General features: G+C 33.6%; 15 protein-coding genes, 1 tRNA gene and 1 pseudogene. 15 read left to right on the top strand and 2 right to left on the bottom strand.

Annotated elements, in window-relative coordinates:
* Positions 1 to 376: 376 nt before the first annotated feature.
* From RHP49_07135 to RHP49_07075, 13 genes and pseudogenes are all read left to right on the top strand, one after another.
* Positions 377 to 1,267, top strand: a complete 891-nt coding sequence (locus tag RHP49_07135; protein WNH14020.1) for a glycoside hydrolase family 2 TIM barrel-domain containing protein — start codon at positions 377 to 379, stop codon at positions 1,265 to 1,267.
* Positions 1,261 to 3,525 carry a hypothetical protein gene (locus RHP49_07130; protein ID WNH14019.1) on the top strand — a complete coding sequence of 755 codons (2,265 nt, stop codon included), beginning with the start codon at positions 1,261 to 1,263 and terminating at the stop codon, positions 3,523 to 3,525. Before RHP49_07135 ends, RHP49_07130 begins: the two co-directional genes overlap by 7 nt.
* A 12-nt stretch (positions 3,526 to 3,537) precedes the next feature.
* Entirely contained in the window at positions 3,538 to 5,001 is a 1,464-nt protein-coding gene (locus RHP49_07125; protein ID WNH14018.1) for a glycosyl hydrolase family 16, read from the top strand.
* 25 nt (positions 5,002 to 5,026) lie between these two features.
* A complete protein-coding gene (locus RHP49_07120; protein WNH14017.1) occupies positions 5,027 to 5,965 on the top strand; it encodes a glycoside hydrolase family 16 protein in 939 nt (312 codons plus the stop codon).
* A gap of 10 nt (positions 5,966 to 5,975) precedes the next feature.
* Positions 5,976 to 8,774: a carbohydrate binding domain-containing protein gene (locus tag RHP49_07115; protein ID WNH14016.1), complete on the top strand. Its 2,799-nt coding sequence runs from the start codon at positions 5,976 to 5,978 to the stop codon at positions 8,772 to 8,774.
* A 100-nt stretch (positions 8,775 to 8,874) separates the two neighbouring features.
* Positions 8,875 to 12,330 carry a hypothetical protein gene (locus tag RHP49_07110; protein ID WNH14015.1) on the top strand — a complete coding sequence of 1,152 codons (3,456 nt, stop codon included), beginning with the start codon at positions 8,875 to 8,877 and terminating at the stop codon, positions 12,328 to 12,330.
* Positions 12,331 to 12,393: 63 nt separating this feature from the next.
* Entirely contained in the window at positions 12,394 to 13,617 is a 1,224-nt protein-coding gene (locus RHP49_07105; protein ID WNH14392.1) for a glycosyl hydrolase family 17, read from the top strand.
* Between the two features lie 25 nt (positions 13,618 to 13,642).
* Entirely contained in the window at positions 13,643 to 15,142 is a 1,500-nt protein-coding gene (locus tag RHP49_07100) for a glycoside hydrolase family 30 protein (GenBank protein ID WNH14014.1), read from the top strand.
* A gap of 3 nt (positions 15,143 to 15,145) precedes the next feature.
* Positions 15,146 to 16,711: an MFS transporter gene (locus tag RHP49_07095; GenBank protein ID WNH14013.1), complete on the top strand. Its 1,566-nt coding sequence runs from the start codon at positions 15,146 to 15,148 to the stop codon at positions 16,709 to 16,711.
* A gap of 19 nt (positions 16,712 to 16,730) precedes the next feature.
* Positions 16,731 to 17,615: a glycosyl hydrolase family 17 protein gene (locus tag RHP49_07090; GenBank protein ID WNH14012.1), complete on the top strand. Its 885-nt coding sequence runs from the start codon at positions 16,731 to 16,733 to the stop codon at positions 17,613 to 17,615.
* A gap of 67 nt (positions 17,616 to 17,682) precedes the next feature.
* Positions 17,683 to 17,937 (top strand): hypothetical protein, encoded by a 255-nt coding sequence (locus RHP49_07085; GenBank protein WNH14011.1) that lies wholly within the window; start codon positions 17,683 to 17,685, stop codon positions 17,935 to 17,937.
* A 248-nt stretch (positions 17,938 to 18,185) separates the two neighbouring features.
* Positions 18,186 to 19,082, top strand: a complete 897-nt coding sequence (locus RHP49_07080; GenBank protein ID WNH14010.1) for a T9SS type A sorting domain-containing protein — start codon at positions 18,186 to 18,188, stop codon at positions 19,080 to 19,082.
* A 121-nt stretch (positions 19,083 to 19,203) separates the two neighbouring features.
* Positions 19,204 to 19,882, top strand: a pseudogene (locus RHP49_07075) (LysE family transporter).
* Positions 19,883 to 19,917: 35 nt separating this feature from the next.
* On the opposite strand, the gene RHP49_07070 reads toward RHP49_07075, so the two are convergent.
* Both RHP49_07070 and folB read right to left on the bottom strand, forming a co-directional pair.
* Positions 19,918 to 19,988 (bottom strand) — tRNA-Cys (locus tag RHP49_07070).
* 81 nt (positions 19,989 to 20,069) lie between these two features.
* Positions 20,070 to 20,432, bottom strand: a complete 363-nt coding sequence (folB, locus tag RHP49_07065; GenBank protein WNH14009.1) for a dihydroneopterin aldolase — start codon at positions 20,430 to 20,432, stop codon at positions 20,070 to 20,072.
* 80 nt (positions 20,433 to 20,512) lie between these two features.
* Here folB and RHP49_07060 point away from each other — a divergent pair, with 80 nt between their 5' ends.
* Together RHP49_07060 and RHP49_07055 are read left to right on the top strand one after the other, a co-directional pair.
* Complete coding sequence (locus RHP49_07060) at positions 20,513 to 22,507, top strand: glutamine--tRNA ligase/YqeY domain fusion protein (protein ID WNH14008.1); 1,995 nt, start codon at positions 20,513 to 20,515, stop codon at positions 22,505 to 22,507.
* A gap of 74 nt (positions 22,508 to 22,581) precedes the next feature.
* Complete coding sequence (locus RHP49_07055; GenBank protein ID WNH14007.1) at positions 22,582 to 23,067, top strand: DUF1761 domain-containing protein; 486 nt, start codon at positions 22,582 to 22,584, stop codon at positions 23,065 to 23,067.
* Positions 23,068 to 23,111: the final 44 nt, after the last annotated feature.

The following is a 23,111-nucleotide window of genomic DNA, read 5'->3' as shown; positions in this document are numbered from 1 at the left end:
TATAGTTAATATAAGTAATAATTAATTCACAAAATCCTTAATAATTAATTTAAGCATTAGTATGAATATGTACAACACGTATGTTTTTTACCTATACAATACCACAACAAACCCTGTTTAGCAAGATTTAATACCTTACTTAAAAGCTCCTAAATCTTTATAAAAACACTTATATTATTAATGTTTTCTTAAAAAAATGATGTTTATTTCATTGTGTATGTTTTTTGTTGAGGTCTTTTTTGCCGATTTCACAATTTTGATTTCTAATTTTATATAAAACAAATCACCACCTAATCTGTGTTGTTTAAAATGTCTTATTCAAGAAAACAACCAATTAGAAAAAGTTTAAGACTAACACAAATAATTAAATAAGACTATGAAAAACAATTTTCTAAGATTCGTACTTTTTTTATTTACAGTAACTGCTTTTGCGCAGTCTAATAAAGTATCAGTTGTAAGTAATGAAGAAGGTATGAAATTAGTCGTTAATGGAAAGGACTTTATGATTAATGGTATGAATTGGGATTATATTCCAATTGGAACAAATACTGTAAATGCTAATTTCTGGAAAAAGTCTGACGATGTAATCAAAGCAGCACTTGATACCGAAATGTCTCTTCTTAAGAACATGAACGTTAATGTAATTCGTCAATATACTGGTATTCCTTCAAAATGGATTAAATACATATACGAGAACTATGGTATTTATACCATGCTTAATCATTCCTTTGGTCGATATGGATTAACCTTAGATGGTGTTTGGACACCTGTTACTATATATTCAGAGCCTCGGACTCAAGAGTTTCTAATTGCCGAAATGGAGCAATTGGTAAAAGATTATAAAGATACTCCAGGGTTATTACTTTATTTATTAGGTAATGAGAATAATTATGGTCTTTTCTGGGCTGGTGCAGAAACAGAAGATTTTCCCGATAGTGATGAAGAGAAGAAATTTATTGGTGAAAAAAGAGGAAGACCCATGTATAAACTGATGAATGAAGCAGCTAAAAAAATGAAGGCTATGGATACTTCTCACCCAGTAGCTATTTGTAATGGAGATGTTTTGTTTATAGATATTGTTGCAGAAGAATGTAAAGATGTTGATATCTATGGCGTGAATTCTTATCGTGGATCTTCATTTACAGATATGTTCGAAGTAGTAAAACAAAAGCTTAATAAGCCAATTATGTTTACTGAATTTGGTGCAGATGCATTTAATGAAATTGAAAAAAAGAAGATCAATTTTCTCAAGCATATTATATGGTAGAGAACTGGAAAGAAATATATGAAAACGCTGCTGGTTTTGATAAAGCAGATAATTCTATTGGTGGCTTTACATTTCAATTTAGTGATGGTTGGTGGAAATATGGTTTTGATGATAGAAAAAATTCAGATGTGCATGACAAAAATGCATCATGGTCTAACGGTGGTTATGCTAGAGATTTAGCTCCTGGAGAAAATAATATGAATGAAGAGTGGTTTGGTATTTGTGCTAAGGGGCCAACCAACGAGCGTGGGTTATACAATTTATATCCACGTGCTGCATATTATGCTTTAAAAGAAGCACATCAATTAAACCCATATAGAGAAGGTGTTACAGCTGAAATCGTAAAAGATCATTTTGATAATATTCAATTAATGGATGCTGTTTTAAAAGCTAGAGGTGATAAAGCAGCTCTAAAAAGCCAGTCTTCTGATAAAATTAGACTTAGCAATTTAAGAGCGGAGTTTACAACCTTCAATACAGGAGGTAATTTAATTACAACGCCTAGTGATGCTAACCCTGATGAATCTACATATCCTAATAAATTAGGTTTCGATCATATGCAGTCATATTTTATTGGAGTTGAAGGAAATCCTAGTTCTAATATGAGAGCTAATGTTAATTTTAATATTCTTGGTAATGTTGCTGAAAATCCTATAGATGAAATTTTTTATGAAAATACTGGACGCCCTTTTTCTGTAAATACAGATGAAGGAAATGTAGATATTACAGATCCTAATCGCGTAAAAGTATATAATGCAGAATTTGAGTGGAATGCTAAAGATTTTGACTTAAGAGGTTTTTATAGAACAGGACATTATCATTGGGGATACGAAGGCGATTTCTTTGGTTTATATCCTCAAGCTAATTATGGGACAAATTTAGATATATATAACGGAGAGATTTTAGGTTTTGAAGTAGATGGCAAAAAAGGACTAAAGGGCTTAAAAGCAGCATTTGGACCTCAACTTTGGTGGGGTGCTAATCCTGCTATATTGTTGAAATATAGTAAAAAATTAGGCCATTATAATCTTACAGCGGTTTATCATGAAGATATTGATGAAGTTGGTGAAGCCGTAACTTCAATTGCTGTACCGCTTCCAAAAACACGTAGAGTAACGCTTCATGCTAAAAGAGAATTTGGGGCATTCGAGATTGAAGCTGGTGGTATTTGGGGAGGACAACCCCTAAACGGAAGACAATTTCAAATTGCTGAAGGCCAAACAGGAAATTATATTATTTATAATGATAAGGTTAATGAAAAGGATAACTGGGGGGCAAAAGCTAAAATAACCTTTCAAAAAGGATTATTTAATTGGTATGCTCAAGGAGCAACTATGGGATTGGTTGCTAACGGTGGTGCAGATCAAACACAAACTTTTACAGGTTGGAGACTAAAAGATTCAGGAAGTGGTAACCAAAATAACTTTCTTACTGGTTTTACATATACCATAGGTAATGTTCAAATAGCTCCTAACTTTTTGTGGCAAAAACCAATTGTTGATGCAATGCCAAATGATGTTGATGCACCAGGAAGACTTAGAAATATTCAAGATGATCCGTTTGCTGTAAGAGGAAATAGAGAAACCACTGCAGGAGAAATTTTATTTACTTATGATCCTACTCCTGGCACTTGGATGTACGAATGGGATAATGACCGACAGGAAGATGCTAAATTTGCTTTTAATTTTGGCTTTGTTTTTCGCCATCATCCAACAGCTCAAGATGCAGCCATAGGTTTTTTGGCTGATCGATCTTCTTTTGCCTTTCCTAATGCAGCGCCTGCGCAAGATTTGTGGGAAGCACATTCTCGTATAGTATCTAAAGTTAGCCCAGACCTTGGTCTTATTGCAAACTTTTATGCCGGAAACGGACAAGCAAATGGAAGTGACGAACGAATGATTCAACGTGTTGGAGGAGATATTAGATTAATATATAATAAGTTTAAACTTATTCATTCTTTTAAAATTAATGATTGGGGGCCTTTCGATTACCATCGCGATTTCAACTTAACTTATCCAGTACAACTTATGTTAGATTTATCAACTTCTATTGGTAAACAAGACTGGTTTATTTTACCAAATACTAAAATTGGTGTTCGAGGAACATGGCGTTCTCTTAACGAGTTTTCTCCACGATACGCACCAAATGTTGTGCCTCCAAATATATTTCCTGCAATACCAACCATAAGTCCTGTTGGATTTGGTGATGGTAATGAATGGGAAATTAGAACATATATCCACATCAACATTGGAAAATAAAAATATAGAAAAATGAAAAATATAAAATTTATTTATTCAAAAATTATACTGCTATCAGGGTTACTTTTTTTCGCGGCTACGAGCTGTGAAAGAGAAATATCAGATGAGGTAGAGTTTGCTACTAACTCTAAGACAGGAGGGGTTTTTATAGATTCACCTATTGGTCTTGGTAGCGATTTTTACTTTCCGTTTGAAGGTTCTAAAGCAACCGCTTGGACTGTTGATGATAATGAAAGCTACGAAAGTCAGTCCTCAATGCGTTTTGATGTGCCGAATGCTGATGATCCTGATGGGAATTTTGCTGGTGCTATCTTTAGAGTAGATGGTGCGGGACGCAACCTTACCGAATTTGATGCGTTAACGTTTTGGGCTAAAGCGTCACAAGGCGTATCTATTGGCCAAATGGGTTTTGGTACTGACTTTGGTGAAAATAAATATCAAGTAACGAGATCAAATATAAGTTTGAGTACGAACTGGGTTAAATATACGATTCCGATTCCAGATGCTTCTAAATTGATTGAAGAAAGAGGTATGTTTTGGTATTCTGCAGGAACTCAAGCTACAGGCGGATTTGGCTATACGTTTTGGATTGACGAATTAAAGTTTGAAAAACTGGGAACCATTGGTCAGCCAAAGCCATCTATTTTAAATGGTGAAGATATGGTTGCGCCTACCTTTGTTGGTGGAACTGTTGCAATTACAGATTTCACACAAACGTTTAATTTAGGTTCAGGGTTGAATCAAACAAATGCTGTTACCGCATCATATTTTGATTTTCATTCATCAAACCCAGCGGTTGCTACAGTAGATTTTAAAAAGGTAGATGATGAAATACAAGCTGTTGTGCTTACACATAGTAAGGGCACTGCTGTTCTAACGGCTAGCGTTAATGGAGTACTAGCAGCGGGCTCTTTAAAGGTCGAAGTAGCAAGATCTTTTGATTTTGCACCAACACCTCCAGAAAGAAATACAGATAACGTAATCTCTATTTTTAGTGATGCATATACAAACGTACCCGTTTCATTAATTAGTGATTTTGGAGAATTTCAAAATTCTACATTAAATGCTTTTAAAGCAGGGGAAGATAATATACTAAACTACAATGATGTGAACTTTTTTGGTATTGAGTTTAATGGAGATATCCCTACTATAAATGCGAGTGATATGACGCTATTGCATATGGATGTTTTTGTTATCGACGCATTACAACCTGGTGCAGCTTTAACAATTCAATTAAGAAATATAGGACCTAATAACATTATTGAGACGAATATATTTACTGGTGGTCCATCAGGAGATGATACACAAATTCAAACGTCGCCAACATTATCTGCTGGGCAATGGATTAGTGTAGACTTTAATATAACAGGCTTAACAGATAGAAGCGCTTTAGGTCAAATAGTTTTTGTATCAGACAATACAGCAGGGCCAAAAAGTTTTTATGTAGATAATATATATTTCTATAAAAACGAATAACCATTTCAACTTAAAAAATTAAGTCATGAATCAAATAAATAAATTTAATATGAAAGGGTATCATCTAAATCTAAAAACGGTCTTGGTTTTGTCGATTTTGTGCTTTTTTATTTTTAGCTGTTCTACAGACGAAACACAAACCGTAGCCAAGTTCAAAGTATTGGTAATGGCCGATGAGTTTGATGCAGAAGGCGCTCCCAATACCGAAATTTGGGGTTATGATACTGGAACAGGAGTAAATGGTTGGGGTAATAACGAGTTGCAATATTATACTAAGCGCACTGAAAATGTTAAAGTTGAAAACGGCGTATTACTTCTTACTGCCTTAAAAGAAGATTTTAATGGTGCCTCATACACGTCTGCAAGACTCTCCACCAAAGATTTATTTGAACAAGCTTACGGACGTTTTGAAGCACGCATCAAGGTTACAGGAGGCTCGGGTCTATGGCCTGCCTTTTGGTTACTAGGCGCCGATTGTGAAACAGAGGTTGATGATAATCCAGAGACTTTGAAGTGGCCAATTTGTGGTGAGATAGATATTATGGAGTATCGTAGACAAGAACCGACTAAAGTAAGCGGTTCTGTACATGGTCCAGGTTACTCTGGTGAAACCAATCCTCAAGGTCAAATTACAAAAAGTTATGATTTGGGAAATGATCGTTTAGATGCTGGCTTTCATATTTATGGTATCGAGTGGGGTCCCGAATACATTAATTACTATATAGATGATGTGTTATATAATCAAATAACGCCTTCCGACATTGAAGTGACACCATCCGATGTTATTTATGAACTAGAAGATGGGACTGATGTTACAGGGAATTGGGTTTTTAATAAACCATTCTATATCATAATAAATTTAGCGGTGGGAGGTGCCTTTCCAGGAGCTCCAGATAGTGATGAAACCTTTCCGCAGAGCATGCTTGTAGATTATGTAAGAGTATATAAAAGTAGTAACAATTAATAAAGAAACCATGAAAAAATTAATTAGAACATTTAAACATATTTCGATTTTAATCTTGGCGATAGCATTATTAGGTTGTGAAGAGGAAGACACGGTTTTACCAAAAGTTGTTGCTGGCTTTTCGTATACTCTTAATGCAGATACAGGTACAGTAACTTTTATTAATCTTTCAACACAAGCAACCAATTATAGTTGGGATTTTGGAGACGAAACTAGCTCTACGCTTATTAACCCAGTAAAGACATACCCAAATGGGACGTACACTATCATTTTAACGGCATCTGTCGTTGCGGGTAGTTCCAGTACTTTTCAGGATGAGATAACTATTTTAATTCCAGAAATAGCCACCATACCAATTACTTTTGATGGTGAAAACACGAAATATGAAGCTGAGGTATTTGGTGGAGCATCTTTTGAAGTTGTTGATAATCCTGCTCCTGGAGGTGCAAATGCAAATACTTCAAAAGTGGGAGCAATTACAAATTCAGGGGCTGAATATGAAGGTATTAGTTTTGACTTAGGTTCAGACCTAGATTTCACTACAAATAAAAGTATTTCAATTAATTTCTGGGCAGATGAACCTGTAGATGTTCTATTAAAATTTGAAGAAGGAACAGGAGGAGATATTCAAGAAACTGCTAGTCATGGAGGCACAGGATGGGAAATAATTATTTTTAATTTTAATTCTTCAGATGAGTATTCAAAATTAACCTTATTTGTTGATGGTCTTGGTACTACTGCTGGAGCTTTTTATATTGATGATATAAATCAAATAGAAACTCCGTTAACATGTACTGAAGAAGACATGCAATCGTTGGGTGGCTCAGATCTAAACATGACATTTATGGCTGATATACCATCGGAAAGAATTATTTCTGATGGAACTACTTTTGAAATAATTGATAATCCAGATTTCGATAATGAGATTAATAAATCTTGTAAAGTAGCAAAAATCACAAAATTAAATCAAAACCCATGGGATAATAGCCAAATAGATTTAGATTCTAAATTAGATTTTAACTCACATGATGGGTTAAAAATAAAAGTTTGGTCTGCCAGAGAAAACACAGAAGTTAGAATTAAGTTAGAAGAAATAGGCAATAAAGACAATAATTTTGAAACCTTTTTAACAACATCAGTAACTAGTGGATGGGAGGAATTAACATTCCCATTTTCAAGCGCAGAGAGTGACAGGTTTGATAAAATTGTTATTTTCTTCGATTTGAATGCAGAGAATACAGATACCTATTATTTTGATGATTTAATGTTATACGGTACTGGAAGTGGTGGCGGTGGCGGAACTGCATTTGATGATGGTTTACTTACTAATGGTGATTTTGAAACAGGTGATGGAACTGCATGGTATGGTAATGCATTAGATGTTAGAACAGAAGGAGGCAATAGCTTTACTTTTGCAGAAGTTGGAACACCTTTACCCGCTAATTCTTTCGAAATTAATTTGAGTCAAAAAGGAATTGAGATGATTCCAGGTAAGACCTATAAACTTTCTTTTGATGCTTCATCTGATGGTAACCGTACTATTATTGCAGGAATAGGAGATACTTTTGGCGATTTTAAAAGTGTAGACAGAGTCGTTAACTTAACAGCAGAAACACAGACTTTTACGTATGATCTTGTGGCTGCCGATATTATTGGTGGTTTAGATAACCGTATTTTCTTTGATTTAGGAGGAGATACAGGTGTTGTAGTTATTGATAATGTATCACTTTTCTGTTTAGATTGTGACTCTGGTGGTGGAGGTGGTGGTACCTCTAGTGGTTTTCCTTTAAACTTTGAAGATGGTATTAATATTTTTAGTCCATTTGAAGGCGCTATAGTAGATGTTATAGATAACCCTCAGCCTTCAGGGAATACTTCTTCTAAAGTTTTGGAATTGATTAAGCCATCTGGAACGCCTTTTTATGCTGGAGTTAATTCGAGTCAAGGACTTGGAGGTCCGTTAGTGAACTTAGCTAATGGCATGATATTTACAATGAAAATATGGTCGCCAAAACCTAATATAGAAGTTAGAGCACGTTTGGAGCAGGAACCAGGTGTTATTGACCCTCCTGCTTATCAGATTTTCCAAACAGTTGCCAATGCTAATGAGTGGGTTACTTTAACTTTTGATTTTTCAGATCAAGCTATGTCTAGTTATACGTATACACGACTTGTTATAAATACAGATTGGGCTAACGGAGGAGATGGGCAACCAATTTATATTGATGACATTGAACAATCTGGAGCTACTAACGGTGGCGGTGGTTCAGGTGGTGGTTCAGGTGGTGGTACTGGTGGTGGCGGTGGAGCTGTTGATGGTGGTTTAACCAACAATGGTGATTTTGAAACTGGTGATACAACGGGTTATACAATTTTTGATGCTCAAGGAGGCGTTTTTACTGTTACTAACGAAGAAGCTCAAAGCGGTTCTTTCTCGGGCAAACTTGTAGCAGGAGAAGGTACGGAGATTGTTATAAAACAAGCTAATTTAAATAGCGAACCAGCTATTGGTACAGGTGTTTCTGTAACAATTTCGTTCGACTTAAAAGGATCATTAGCTGGAGCAGGAGGCGTTGTATTTGCAGAGTTTTTCTCTGAGAAAAGTCCAGAAGGTGTTTCAAAAGCTGAAATTCTTGGTGGCGCACCTCTTACTCCAACAGATACTTGGACTAATTACACTTTTACCACAACTACTGGTGATGATGTAAGTGGTGGCGTAACCCTGCAACTCAAGGCAGCTTGTGGAGCAGTTTCAGGCTGTGGAGTTATAGCATACTTCGATAATGTCTCTGTTACAATGAACCAATAATTAAATATTAAAAAAAGTTAGCTAAAGCTATTTTACTAGCTAACCTTTTTATTAATCATGAACTAAAGGCTTAAAAGCCTAATGAAATAATAAGAAATAAATGAATCAAACAATTTATAAAGAAGAAGAAATGACTTTAGGGCTATCAGATAAAGTAAATGGAGAACTAGTTAGTTTTGATAATGAAACCTATTACAAGATTTCAAATAGCGATGAAATGCGTCCATTTTTTATGAGCATTGTAAGCGACTCAAATCACTGGATGTTTATTTCTAGTAATGGCGGTTTATCTTCTGGAAGAAAAAATGCTGAATCCTCAATATTTCCTTATTATACTGATGATAAGATTACAGAATCTGCCGATATAACAGGTAGTAAAACTGTAATTCAAATTCATTTGCATGATAAAACTTTAGTTTGGGAACCATTTTCTAATAGGCAAATGGGATTTTATAAAACGAAAAGAAGCATATATAAAAACACCTATGGAAATAAAGTTGTTTTTGAAGAAATAAATCTAGACTTAGGGTTAACCTTTAGATATAAATGGAGCTCTAGTAATGAATTTGGATTTGTTAAAAAATCGACTTTAATAAATAATTCTGATTCTAAAATTAGTGTTACAATTTTAGATGGATTGCAAAATATTTTACCTAGTGGTGTTACTGCCGATTTACAAAATAGCCGAAGTAATTTAGTTGATGCCTATAAAAAAAGTGAATTATGGCCAAATGTAGGTTTAGGTATTTATGCATTAAGCGCTATAATTGTTGATAAGGCAGAACCAAGTGAAGCGTTAAAAGCTAATATTGTTTGGTCTTATGGGTTAAAAAATCCAACGTATTTATTATCCTCTTTACAGTTAAATAACTTTAGAAAGCTTAAAAGTATTAAACAAGAAGAAGATGTAAAAGCAGAAAAAGGAGCTTATTTTATTTCCTCAGATATAGAATTAGAAGCAAATTCACAGGAAAAATGGATGTTTGTTACTAACGTAAATCAATCTATTTCTGGAGTGGTTCAAATTTCTGAAATAATTAAGAATGAGCAAAATTTAGAACAGCGTGTTCAAAATGATATTGATGCAGGAACTAACAACCTAATTAATTTAACAGGCGCTTCAGATGGCTTGCAAATGACTGAAGATCCACTTGTTAATATGAGGCATTTTTCAAATACGCTTTTCAATATTATGAGAGGTGGTATTTTTGATGACGGTTACAACATTGAAAAACAAGACTTTATAACATACATTTCAAAAGCCAATAAAGAATTTTTTAAAAACAAAGAATCACATTTAAAACAACTTCCAGAGTTATTTACTTTAAATTATTTAAAGAATTTAGCAGAAGAAGAGGTTGATAAAGATTTTAAACGACTTTGTTTTGAATATTTACCTCTAAAATTTAGTAGAAGACACGGCGATCCTAGTAGACCTTGGAATAAATTTTCAATTAATACAAGAAGTGAAATAGACGGTTCTAAAATTTTAGATTACGAAGGAAACTGGCGTGATATTTTCCAAAATTGGGAAGCCTTGGCTCACTCCTATCCAGAGTTTATAGAAGGTATGATTCATAAGTTTTTAAATGCGACAACATTTGAAGGTTATAATCCATATCGTGTTACAAAAGATGGTTTTGATTGGGAGGTAATTGAAGAAAACGACCCGTGGTCTTACATTGGCTATTGGGGCGATCATCAAATTATTTATTTATTAAAATTCTTAGAATTTATAGAAGACTACTACCCTAGCCTTTTAGCAAAACGATTTAGCGAAAACATTTTTGTTTATGCTAATGTGCCATATAAAATTAAAAGCTATAAAGAAACACTTGACAATCCTAAAGACACCATAGATTTCGATCATAAATTGGATGCTGAAATCAATCAGAGAAAGCAAGAATTAGGTGCTGATGGGGCTTTATTAAGAGATAAAAATGATGCGATATATAAGGTTAATTTAATTGAAAAATTATTAGCTACCGTATTAGCTAAAGTATCAAACTTTATCCCAGAAGGCGGTATTTGGTTAAATACGCAAAGACCAGAATGGAATGATGCCAACAATGCATTAGTTGGTAACGGCGTATCTATGGTAACCCTTTACTATTTAAATAGGTTTTTAAATTTCTTTGAAGAAGTCGTTACTAAATCTGATATGGATAACGTTCTAATATCGAAAGAATTATCGGTTTTTTTAAACGAAGTTGTTACAACATTTGATAGTAATAAACATATTCTTTCTAGAAACATATCAAATAAAGACCGTAAAACGGTACTAGATGGTTTAGGGCTCGCAGCTAGTAAATATAGAAGTAGTATTTATAAGAATGGATTTTCTGCTACTAAAAGTGACGTTAATAAATCAGTGCTTTTAGATTTTATAACAATTACAAAAACCTATTTACAACATACAATTGATGCTAATAAACGCTCAGATAAAATGTTTCATGCCTATAATTTAATGACAGTTGAAAATGATACTGAAGTATCAATCTCATATCTGCCAGAAATGTTAGAAGGTCAAGTCGCTGCTTTAAGTTCTAGCTATTTATCTCCAACAGAGGCTTTAGAATTGCTAGATGGTTTAAAAAGTAGTGCCTTATTTAGAGAAGATCAATACAGTTATATTTTATATCCAGATAAGGAATTACCAAGGTTTGATAAAAAAAATAATATTCCTAAAGCTTGTTTTGAAGATTCTGAATTATTAAAACAATTAGTAGCAGAAGGGCATCAACAAATTATAGAAAAAGATGTTCTAGGGAATTATCATTTTAATGGCAATTTTAACAATGCGAATAGCTTAAAAGAAGCGCTGTCAAGCTTACCAAATAAATATCAGTTTCTTGTAGAAAGAGATACCAAGTTATTGTTAGACACGTTCGAATCCATTTTTAATCATAAAGCTTTTACAGGACGTTCAGGAACATTTTTTGGTTATGAAGGTTTAGGCTCTATCTACTGGCACATGGTATCTAAACTATTATTGGCTGTACAAGAAAATTGTTTATTGGCAATAAATACGAATGAAAGTGAAGTTATTATCGGCAAGCTTTTAGATCATTATTATGAAATAAATGCAGGTATTGGCGTGCATAAATCGCCAGAATTATACGGAGCATTTCCAACCGATCCTTATTCGCATACACCAGCCACAAAAGGGGCACAACAACCAGGAATGACGGGTCAGGTTAAAGAAGATATATTAAGCAGAATTGGAGAGTTGGGTGTTTTTGTTAAAAATGGAAACGTACTATTTAACCCGCGTTTGCTTAGAGATAATGAGTTTTTAAAAGAACCACAATCATTTAATTATACCAATATTAATAAAGAAGTAACGGAAATAAAATTAGAAGCTAATTCCCTTTGTTTCACCTACTGTCAAGTACCTATTATATATAAATTGTCAGATAAAGATAGTGTACAAGTTGTTTTTAATACTGGCAAACAAACAGTGTTTAATAGTTTAAAACTTGATACGCAAATATCTAATTCAATTTTCAAAAGAAAAGGTGAGATTAATCAAATAATTGTTTCTATAAAGAAATGATATAAAAAGAAACAGTTGATAACACATTTAAAAATATTACTAATTCTACCAATTTTATTATTTATGCTAGGATGCAATCAACAACCTAAAAAAGGGCCATTATATAAAACAGCAGCAGAAATTTTAGGAAACCCTAATTACCTAGCAATTTCGTATGGAGGATATCGTCAAAAATCGCGCGATATACAACCTACCATATCTCAGTTAAAAGAGGATATGAAAATATTGGCTGCTATGGGAGTGAAAATTTTACGCACTTATAATGTTCAGTTACAGCAAGCACCTAATTTATTAAAAGCGATTAGTGAATTAAAAGCCGAAGATAAAAACTTTGAAATGTATGTGATGTTAGGGGCGTGGATTGATTGCGAGAATGCTTGGACGGGTTTAGAGCCTAATCATGAAGTAGAAAGCCAACAGAATGCTGGAGAAATTGATAGAGCTGTAGCCTTAGCACAAGCATACCCAGATATTGTTAAAATTATTGCGGTTGGTAATGAAGCCATGGTACGTTGGGCAACAAGCTATTTTGTTAGACCTAATGTTGTTTTAAAATGGGTAAATCATTTACAAGATTTAAAGAAGTCTGGAGAACTTTCTGAAGATTTATGGATTACAAGTTCCGATGATTTTTCTTCTTGGGGAGGAGGTGATCCTAGTTATCATACTCAGGATTTAGAAAATCTTATTAAAGCCGTCGACTATATTTCCATGCACACCTACCCTATGCATAATTCACACTATAATCCAGAATTTTGGGCAGTACCAGAAAATGAATTTGAATTATCTGATACCGAAAAAATTGAAGCCGCTATGCAACGGGCATTCCAATTTGCAAAAGCACAACATGATAGTGTATCAAATTATATGAAAAGTCTGGGAGTTAATAAACCTGTACATATTGGAGAAACAGGATGGGCAACCCTATCAAACGGGCATTATGGAGAAAAAGGTTCTAGAGCTACAGATGAGTATAAGTCTGGAAGGTATTACCAACTTATAAGAAATTGGACAAACAAAGCGAACATTTCTTGTTTCTATTTTGAAGCATTCGACGAACAATGGAAAGATGCGCACAACGCATTAGGTTCCGAGAATCATTTTGGACTTATAAACCTTAAAGGACAAGCAAAATATGCGTTGTGGAGTTTAGTTGATAAAGGCATTTTTAAAGGTTTAACTAGAGATGGACAGCCAATAACTAAAACTTATAATGGCGATAAAGATGCCTTAATGGAACACGTTTTAACACCAATAACTATTGGAGAAATTATGGCAAATAGATAAATGAGTCAAGTTAAAGTTTTAAAATATGAAAATATTAAAATACAGTGTGTATTCACTTTTTGTTCTTCTTATGTTAAGTTGTAATGAAAATCAAGATAAGTTAATAGTAGAAGTTTATGAAACTTCTGCTAGTGGCAATCAGTTAAAGATGATTACAGAAAGAGTTTCTGGAGATCAGGCTAGTATTATAAAAATTTTACCAAATGAAACGTACCAAACAATTACAGGTTTTGGAGGGGCATTTACAGAATCTTCAGCTTATTTATTAAACAAGCTTAGTCAAGCAAATCGTGATACAATTTTGAAAGCTTATTTTTCTAAAGAGGGTGCGAGATATTCACTTACTAGAACACACATGAATTCTTGTGATTTTTCACTTTCTAACTATTCTTATACACCAGTTGAAGGGGATAAAAATTTAGAACATTTTTCTATTGAAGAAGATAGGGATGATTTAATTCCGATGATAAAAGATGCCTTAGCAGTGTCTGAAGACGGTTTTAAAATATTTGCATCGCCCTGGACAGCTGCGCCTTGGATGAAAGATAATAACGATTGGGTTGGTGGTAAATTACTCCCAGAATATTATGATACTTGGGCATTATTCTTCTCAAAATACTTAGATGCTTATAAAGCTGAAGGTATTAATATTTGGGGTTTTACAGTAGAAAATGAACCACACGGTAATGGAAACAATTGGGAAAGCATGCATTTTTCGCCAAAAGAAATGACCGATTTTGTTGAGTTTCATTTAGGACCAAAATTAGAGTCTGATGGCTATGGTGATAAAATCATTTTAGGGTACGATCAAAACAGAGCGGGTTTAAAAGAATGGGTAGATGAGATGTATAGAGACGAAGCATCTTCAAAATACTTTGACGGAACTGCCATTCACTGGTATGAAAGTACCTATGATTATTTTCCAGAAGCATTACAATACGCGCACAATAAAGCACCAAACAAATTTTTAATTGAAACTGAAGGTTGTGTAGACTCCCAAATCCCAAAATGGAAAGACGATGCTTGGTACTGGAAAAAAGAAGCGACCGATTGGGGTTGGGATTGGGCATCTGAAGAAGAAAAGTATTTACATCCTAAATATGCACCAGTAAACCGCTACGCTAGAGATATTATTGGCTGTCTTAATAATTGGGTAGACGGATGGGTAGATTGGAATATGGTTTTAGATAAACAAGGAGGACCCAATTGGTTTGAAAATTGGTGTGTAGCACCTGTTATTGTTGATCTTGATACTGATGAGGTCTACTTCACCCCTATTTATTATACCATGGCTCACTTTAGTAAATACATAAGACCAGAAGCAAAAATAATTGGTCTTGAAAACTCAGATGATACTTTAATGGTTACTGCAGCTCAAAATCCTGATGAATCTATTGCAATTGTAATTTTTAATGAAGGAGAACAAACAAAAAACATAAAGATGTCTTTAGGCGAAAAGTCTATAGATATTCAAATAAGCGGGCAAGCTATACAAACCATATTAATACCAATTAAAAACCAATAATACATGTCTAATATTAAAACAGTATCTAGAAATAAAGTACCATTAGGACAAAAATCTGCCTTTGGCGCTGGTCATTTTATATTAAACATTTTACCAGGAACTTTAGGTGTCTTTATTCAATTTTTCCTTTTAACAGCTTGGGGTGTAGATCCTTTATGGGCTGGTCTTTTAGGTGGTTTACCAAGAATATTTGATTCTTTAACAGATCCAATAATGGGTTTCATTTCAGATAATACAACATCTAAATGGGGTAGGAGAAGGCCTTATATTTTTATTGGTGCCATTGTAAGTGGTATACTTTTCTTTTTAATGTGGCAAATTGATGATAATGCTTCGCAAACTTATATTATTTGGCATGTTATGATTCTTCAATTGTTATTCCTTATAGGTAATACAATGTTTGCAACTCCATTAGTGGGTCTTGGATATGAAATGACTTCAGATTATAATGAGCGTACACGCTTAATGGCTTTCTCTAATACTATGGGGCAAATTGCTTGGATGATTGTGCCGTGGCTTTATGTAATTATACCAGATACAAATACTTTTAATACACAAACAGAAGGTGTTCGTACGATGGCACTTATCGTTGGTGTAATGTGTGTGGTATTTGGAGTTCTACCAGCTTTGTTTTGTAAAGGTATTGATTCTGCAAACATGAAAGGACGAAAAAAAATTAATTTGAAAACGCTGGCTTCTAATATCAAAGAACTACTAGCTGGGATTGTTCAAGTTTCTAAAAATAAACCTTTTATGAAGTTGTGTGGCGCTACATTTTTAGTTTTTAATGGATTTCAGCTTGTAGCTGCATTTGGAGTTTTTATCATTGTATTTTATATGTATAATGGTAGTTATGAAATTGCAGGTACTTGGCCAGCTTGGTTTAATACCATTAATGCTATAATTACCGCATTTTTAGTAATTCCTATTATTTCAAAAATGGCAAGTAAATGGGGTAAGAAAAATGCTTTTTTAATCTCTACAGCGCTCTCAATTATCGGATATATTTTAAAATGGTGGGGATTTGATAAAGAGTTAAATAGTAAATTTAATGATACGTCTTTAGGGGAAGGATTAACCTCAACTCTTGGTTTTATTTTTGAATACTTAAATCCTATATTAAATGATATTGGAATGTCTTGGTTTACTATAGACCCTGGGAATGATATACCATGGTTAATATTTTTACCTATTCCATTTTTTGCTTTCGGAATGGGAGGGTTATTTACTTTAATGATGTCTATGACTGCCGATGTTTGTGACTTGGATGAACTAGAAAATGGTATGCCACGAAAAGAAGGAACATTTGGAGCTATTTATTGGTTAATGGTTAAAATAGGACAGTCTATAGCACTTGTTTTAGGAGGATTGATTTTGAAGATTGTAGGTTTCGATCCAAATGTAACAGTACAAACTCTAGATACTATGAATAACCTTAGAATAGCAGATATATTAGTTCCTTCTCTTACAGCGGCATTGGCTATGTGGGTGATGTGGAAATATAGTTTATCAGAAGAAAGAGCTGAAAAAATTAAAGAAGAATTAATAAAACGAAGAGGGGAACTCTAGAAAATTATAGAATAAAATTATGTCATATAGAGTAGATAAAATTAGATCATTAGCTGGATTAAATCTTGATGATAAAACGCCAAAGGGTTTACACAACCTATTTAAAAGAGTATTAAAAGGGGGTATGCATGGGTTGTGTTTTAGTCCTTATGAAGAAGGGCAAGAACCTGGAGAGCAAATTACAGAAAAACAGATTAGAAGGCGAATGAAAATTATAAAACCATACACAAAATGGATTCGTTCTTTTTCATGTACTGATGGTAATGAGGCTATTCCACGTATTGCTAAAGAGTTTGGCATAAAAACCTTAGTGGGTGCTTGGTTAGGTGATGATGCAGAAATTAATAAAAAAGAGATAGCAGGACTTATAAAATTAGCAAAAGAAGGCTATGTTGATATTGCCGCAGTTGGTAATGAAGTTATGTACAGAAAGGATTTGACTGAAGATGAACTACTAGCTTTTATGTATCAATTTAAAGACGCTATTCCAGATGTTCCAATGGGCTATGTTGATGCATACTATGAGTTTAGTCACAGACCCAGGATTACTGAAGCTTGTGATGTTATTCTAGCTAATTGCTATCCTTATTGGGAAGGTTGTAGTCTAGAATATTCATTGGTTTATATGAGTGATATGTATAATCAGGCCAAAGATGCTGGAAAAGGAAAAAAAGTGATTATTACAGAAACCGGATGGCCTTCTTTTGGAGAAGGACTTCAAGGTGCCATACCATCACATGAGAATGCATTAAAGTATTTTATAAATTCTCTGGTATGGTCAGCTTCCGATGATATTGAGATGTTCTATTTTTCATCTTTTGATGAATCATGGAAAGTTGGAGCTGAAGGCGACGTTGGAGCCTATTGGGGGCTTTGGGATAAAGATGAAAAGTTGAAGTTTTAATATATACTTAATATTTCTTTTTACTAAAACTAAAATAACACTAAATTTTTTTTTGTAGTGTATGATTATGCATAATACATTCGATCCTGCGCCTCTTGAGGGAAGTTGGGTTTTTAATGCGGGAGAATCAATGACTACTACTATAGATATTGTGGATGCTACGGTAGAAAATGCTATTTACGGGAAAGTAGGTAGGATGATTTCTAATGCTGGAGGTATGCCTTGGCAAAATGTGATTCTTATTATGACAGACAATACCATTGATGTTACCACTACCAAAGCGATAAGGGCGGATGTTTATTATGTGGGTGAAACCCAATAGCTATTTTGGGCAAATTAACTTCAGGTATTGGACAACCTGATAAAGAAGTTGATGGTTTTTGTTCTGGAATATACTGTAGTTCAGTTGCTTAGGATTTTGCTGCTGTATCTTCTACAGGAGAGTATAATCGCATTTCATTTTTTCCAAATAGAGTAGAAGGTGGAGGTAATTGGGAAGGTACAGATGGAGACACGGTTTCTAGAGAACTTTGGATAGATTATAATACGGCTGATGCGGGTGCTGCAATTGTGGCAACATGCAGTGATGGTGTAAAAAATCAATCTGAAACAGGTATTGATTGCGGACCAGGTTGTGATGCTTGTCCTCTGCCAGACCCAACGGTTTCTGCACCTAGTCCTTTAATCTCTGAGAGTGAAGTGTTATCAGTTTATTGCGATACATATACAACCAATACTGTAGCTAATTATGTTTTTCAAGACTTTACTGGTAGTGGTCCTAACTCTGAAGTTGATATAGAGTCCGATGGCAATATGACAGCAAAAATTGAAAATTTAAATTATTATGGTTCTGTCTTTACTGCTATTGATTTAAGTATAGAAGAATCACCAGGTGTTTCAAAATATGATTTTGTTCATTTTGATTATTATGCTACGAGTTCAACACTAATTCAATTCTATGTTATTGATGCAAATACGCCTTGTTGTGGTTCTTCCGAAGAACCTAGGTATGTTATTGATTTAGCAGGTGGAGGAGACGAAACTTTAGTTCAAGGTTCATGGCAAAGTGTGTTTATTCCTTTATCGGTTTTTGCAAATTTTGCCGCAAATAATGGTGCAGCTTGGGATGGAATACCCGTTTCACAAATAAAATTTGAAGGAAATGGTAATTTCTTTTACGACAATATATATTTTAGTAAGAATAATTTTGTACTTAGTTCTGATGATCTTGAAATATCAGAATTTAGTTTATATCCTAACCCAACTCAAAATCGCTGGACCGTAAAGACTAAAAATATAAATATGACTTCTATTAAAGTTTTCGATATTTTAGGTAAAAATGTGATATCAATGTTACCAAATTCTGATAATGTTAAAATAGATGGCTCAAGTTTAAAAAGAGGCATGTACTTTGCACAAATAAAAACTGTAAATGGTGTAAATAGTATTAAGCTTATTAAGCAATAAGATTTTATTCCCTATAATTTATAAAGGTGCTTATTTTTAAGCACCTTTTTTATATACTTGTTAGTTCGTATTAATTTTCATCAAAATATTTCTTTACTTTGTGTAAAGCTTCATATAAATTATGTTTGATGATATTTTAACAGCCATTCCATTTGGTATTATACTTGCCTTTACTATTGGTCCTGTTTTTTTTGTACTTCTTGAAACAAGCGCAACCAAAGGTTTTAAAAGTGCCTTAATTTTTGATTGTGGCGTTATGTTAGCCGATATCATTTTTATATTTGTGGCCTTTTTTAGTACTAATAAACTCTTAGAAAAAATTAAAGACGATCCTAATTTCCTGATTTTTGGAGGTGTATTATTGGTTGTTTATGGTATTATTTCATTTTTAAAAACATCAAAATCTTTTAGAGATATTGTTAGAGAATATCATAAAGTTGAAATAAAAAAAGGGTATGGAAAGCTATTTTTAAAAGGCTTTCTATTAAACTTTATAAATATTGGTGTGTTATTAGGGTGGGTTGCTTTTATTGTACTTGGTAATTCATTAACACAATCGGAAGATGGTATTGTGGTATTTTTATGTACTATTTTAATTGTTTATTTTTTAGTAGACCTTATTAAAATAGTTATTGCAAAAAAAATTGAAAAACAAGCTAACACCTCGATTAATTTTTAAAACCAAAAAAATTATAGCGCTTGTAATTTTAGGATTTGGCATATTGCTTTTAGTTCAAGGATTTTTTCCAAAAGAGAAAGAACTTCTAAAAGAAAAATTAGAACAAATAAACCCCCTATAATAAAAAAGCTTCCAGAATAAACTGAAAGCTTTTTGAGGCGTCGAGCGGATTCGAACCGCTGTAGAAGGTTTTGCAGACCTCTGCCTAGCCACTCGGCCACGACGCCATAATTAAAAATTGTTATTCCTGATAATATCGGAAATCTGGTGCAAAAGTAAAAAAAATTGTGACTTTTCAATGCATAAAATCACTTTTTACGTTTATCAGTCATTTTTATTGTTACTCTTGCAACGTCACCACCTATAGGCGGGTTTAGTTTACTAACCCAAACGGTGGCTTTTTTTACTAATTTATCTTCGTTAAAAATTCTATTTAAAATACGTTTTGCAACCGTTTCGAGTAGGTGAGAAGCCATATCCATTTCTTCTTTTATAATACGATTTAAAAAAACATAATCTACAGTATCATTCAAATCATCCGTTTTTGCTGAGGTTTGTAAATCGGCTTCAACCTCTAAATCTACACGGTAATCACTGCCTATTTTTGTTTCTTCTTTTAAACAGCCGTGATATGCAAATACCCGAATGTTTTCAACTTTTATTTTTCCCATTAGCTTCTTTAACTTATTAAGCTAAAATAGTTTGAATTTCCGTAATTTTGAAGCTTATTTAGTTGAAATAAATAAGAAGCATGTCTGAAGAAAGAAAATCACTCAATTTCATTGAGCAAATTATAGAAGAAGATTTAGCAAAGGGAATGTCTAAAAACGACTTGCGTTTTCGTTTCCCTCCAGAGCCTAATGGTTATTTACATATAGGTCATACCAAGGCTATTGGAATAAGTTTTGGTTTAGGAGAAAAATATAATGCGCCAGTAAACCTTCGTTTTGATGATACAAATCCTGCTAAAGAGGAGCAAGAATATGTAGATGCTATTAAGGAAGACATATCTTGGTTAGGTTATAAATGGGATAAAGAATTATTCTCATCTGATTACTTTCAGCAATTGTATGATTGGGCTATTCTGTTTATTAAAGAAGGAAAAGCCTATGTAGATTCGCAATCAAGTGAAGCTATGGCAGAACAAAAAGGAACGCCAACACAACCGGGTGTTGATGGACCTTATAGAAATAGAACGGTAGCAGAAAACCTTGATTTATTTGAACGTATGAAAGCGGGAGAATTTGAAGAAGGATCTCATATTTTACGAGCTAAAATTGATATGCAGCATACCAATATGTTGATGCGTGATCCTATTATGTATCGGATTTTAAAAAAGCATCATCATAGAACAGGTAACGATTGGTGTATTTACCCGATGTACGATTGGACGCATGGAGAAAGTGATTATATCGAGCAAATTTCACATTCCTTATGTTCGTTAGAATTTAAACCACACCGAGAGCTTTATGATTGGTTTTTAGACCAAGTTATAGATCCTAATTTACTTCGACCAAAGCAACGTGAATTTGCGCGTTTAAACTTAAGCTATACTATTATGAGTAAACGTAAGTTGCTTAAATTGGTTGAAGATAAAATTGTAGCAGGATGGGATGACCCAAGAATGCCAACTATTTCTGGTTTACGTCGTCGCGGTTATACACCAGCATCATTAAGAAAATTTGTTGAAACGGTAGGAGTGGCAAAACGTGATAATGTCATTGATGTGTCACTTTTAGAGTTTTGTATTCGTGAAGATTTAAACAAAACAGCACCGCGTGTTATGGCGGTTTTAGACCCTGTAAAATTAGTAGTTACGAATTATCCTGAAGGAAAAGAGGAATGGTTAGAAGCCGAAAATAATCAAGAAGATGAACGTGCAGGCTTTAGAAAAGTTCCATTTTCAAGAGAACTATATATTGAAAAAGAGGATTTTAAAGAAGAAGCTGGTAATAAGTTTTTCAGATTAAAATTAGGTGGAGAAGTACGATTGAAGAACGCTTACATTATTAAAGCCGAAAGTGTTGAAAAAGATACTAATGGAAATATTACAGAAATTCATTGTACGTATTCTGAAGATACTTCTAGAAAAGTAAAAGGAACGCTACATTGGGTATCTATAAAACATGCTGTAAACGCAGAAGTTAGAGAGTACGACCGTTTATTTATTGATGAAGCACCAGACAGTTATCAGGACAAAGATTTTATGGAATTTATAAATCCTAATTCTTTAAAAACTATTGAAGCCTTTGTAGAGCCTAGTTTATTAGAAGCTAAAGTAGGAGACAGGTTTCAGTTTCAACGCTTAGGTTATTTTAATGTTGATAACGATTCAACTTCAAATAAATTAATATTTAATAAAACAGTAGGATTGAGAGATACTTGGGCAAAACAAAAACCTAAGCCTCAACAACAACAATCGAAGCCAAATAATAATCAACAATCACAACGAAAAGCTATTGATGTTATTCAGCAATTAGGAAAAAAATATACTAATTTGCCTGAGGCTAAACAGCTTAAAGCAAAATCAGAGATTAAAGAATTATCTAAAAACGTGAGTTATGAAGAGTTACAGCCACTTTTTAATACAGCCGTTAAAAAAGTAGGAACACGTATTGCTGTTGCAATTACTTTGGGTGTCTTATTAGAAAACGGACTAGAAAAGAATGATGCTGTAAATGAATTTATAAATAAAGCACTTGAAGATAAAAATGACCTTTTAGTGTTAGAAGCGCAATCTATTTGATTGGTTTTAAGTTTTTAAGATAATTGGTTGTAATAATTTTATTTATATTTAACGTCTAACTAATAAGATATATTATGGAATTATTAAACCCAATTGCAATGCTAGTTGCAGCTGTTTCGGCATTGGTAGTCGGATTTATTTGGTACAATCCAAAAGTATTTGGTAATGCTTGGATGCAAGCAGCAGGTATGACCGACGAGCAAGTTAAAGGCGGGAATATGGTTAAAATTTTTGGTTTAGCTTTAATCTTTGCATTTTTATTGGCAACAGCTTTACCAGGAATAGTTATTCATCAAATGGGGGTTTTTAGCCTTATAGGTGGAGATCCATCTGCAGCGTTACCTTCTTACGAAGCTTTTATTGCAGATTATTCAGATGCATTCAGAACCTTTAAGCATGGTGCTTTACATGGCGTTTTAACAGGGGTTTTTATTGCACTTCCAATTATTGGAACTAATGCTTTATTTGAACGTAAAAGTGCTAAATACATTTTTATTAATGCAGGATATTGGATTGTAACACTTGGAGTAATGGGTGCTATTATTTGCGGTTGGAAATAATATTTTTGTAATTTTATAACATAAACAAAGACTGAGGTTTTTAA

This window comes from Flavobacteriaceae bacterium HL-DH10 (genome assembly GCA_031826515.1).
Taxonomy (GTDB): Bacteria; Bacteroidota; Bacteroidia; order Flavobacteriales; family Flavobacteriaceae; genus Thalassobellus; species Thalassobellus suaedae.
The sequence above is the reverse complement of the archived record's forward strand: the minus strand, read 5'-3'. Positions and strand labels throughout refer to the sequence as shown.

What these genes read in the sequence shown, in the direction of transcription:
- RHP49_07135 (WNH14020.1), top strand. Translation starts at nt 377, where the DNA reads ATGAAAAACAATTTTCTAAGATTCGTACTTTTTTTATTTACAGTAACT.
- RHP49_07130 (WNH14019.1), top strand. Translation starts at nt 1,261, where the DNA reads ATGGTAGAGAACTGGAAAGAAATATATGAAAACGCTGCTGGTTTTGAT.
- RHP49_07125 (WNH14018.1), top strand. Translation starts at nt 3,538, where the DNA reads ATGAAAAATATAAAATTTATTTATTCAAAAATTATACTGCTATCAGGG.
- RHP49_07120 (WNH14017.1), top strand. Translation starts at nt 5,027, where the DNA reads ATGAATCAAATAAATAAATTTAATATGAAAGGGTATCATCTAAATCTA.
- RHP49_07115 (WNH14016.1), top strand. Translation starts at nt 5,976, where the DNA reads ATGAAAAAATTAATTAGAACATTTAAACATATTTCGATTTTAATCTTG.
- RHP49_07110 (WNH14015.1), top strand. Translation starts at nt 8,875, where the DNA reads ATGAATCAAACAATTTATAAAGAAGAAGAAATGACTTTAGGGCTATCA.
- RHP49_07105 (WNH14392.1), top strand. Translation starts at nt 12,394, where the DNA reads ATGCTAGGATGCAATCAACAACCTAAAAAAGGGCCATTATATAAAACA.
- RHP49_07100 (WNH14014.1), top strand. Translation starts at nt 13,643, where the DNA reads ATGAAAATATTAAAATACAGTGTGTATTCACTTTTTGTTCTTCTTATG.
- RHP49_07095 (WNH14013.1), top strand. Translation starts at nt 15,146, where the DNA reads ATGTCTAATATTAAAACAGTATCTAGAAATAAAGTACCATTAGGACAA.
- RHP49_07090 (WNH14012.1), top strand. Translation starts at nt 16,731, where the DNA reads ATGTCATATAGAGTAGATAAAATTAGATCATTAGCTGGATTAAATCTT.
- RHP49_07085 (WNH14011.1), top strand. Translation starts at nt 17,683, where the DNA reads ATGCATAATACATTCGATCCTGCGCCTCTTGAGGGAAGTTGGGTTTTT.
- folB (WNH14009.1), bottom strand. Translation starts at nt 20,432, where the DNA reads ATGGGAAAAATAAAAGTTGAAAACATTCGGGTATTTGCATATCACGGC.
- RHP49_07060 (WNH14008.1), top strand. Translation starts at nt 20,513, where the DNA reads ATGTCTGAAGAAAGAAAATCACTCAATTTCATTGAGCAAATTATAGAA.
- RHP49_07055 (WNH14007.1), top strand. Translation starts at nt 22,582, where the DNA reads ATGGAATTATTAAACCCAATTGCAATGCTAGTTGCAGCTGTTTCGGCA.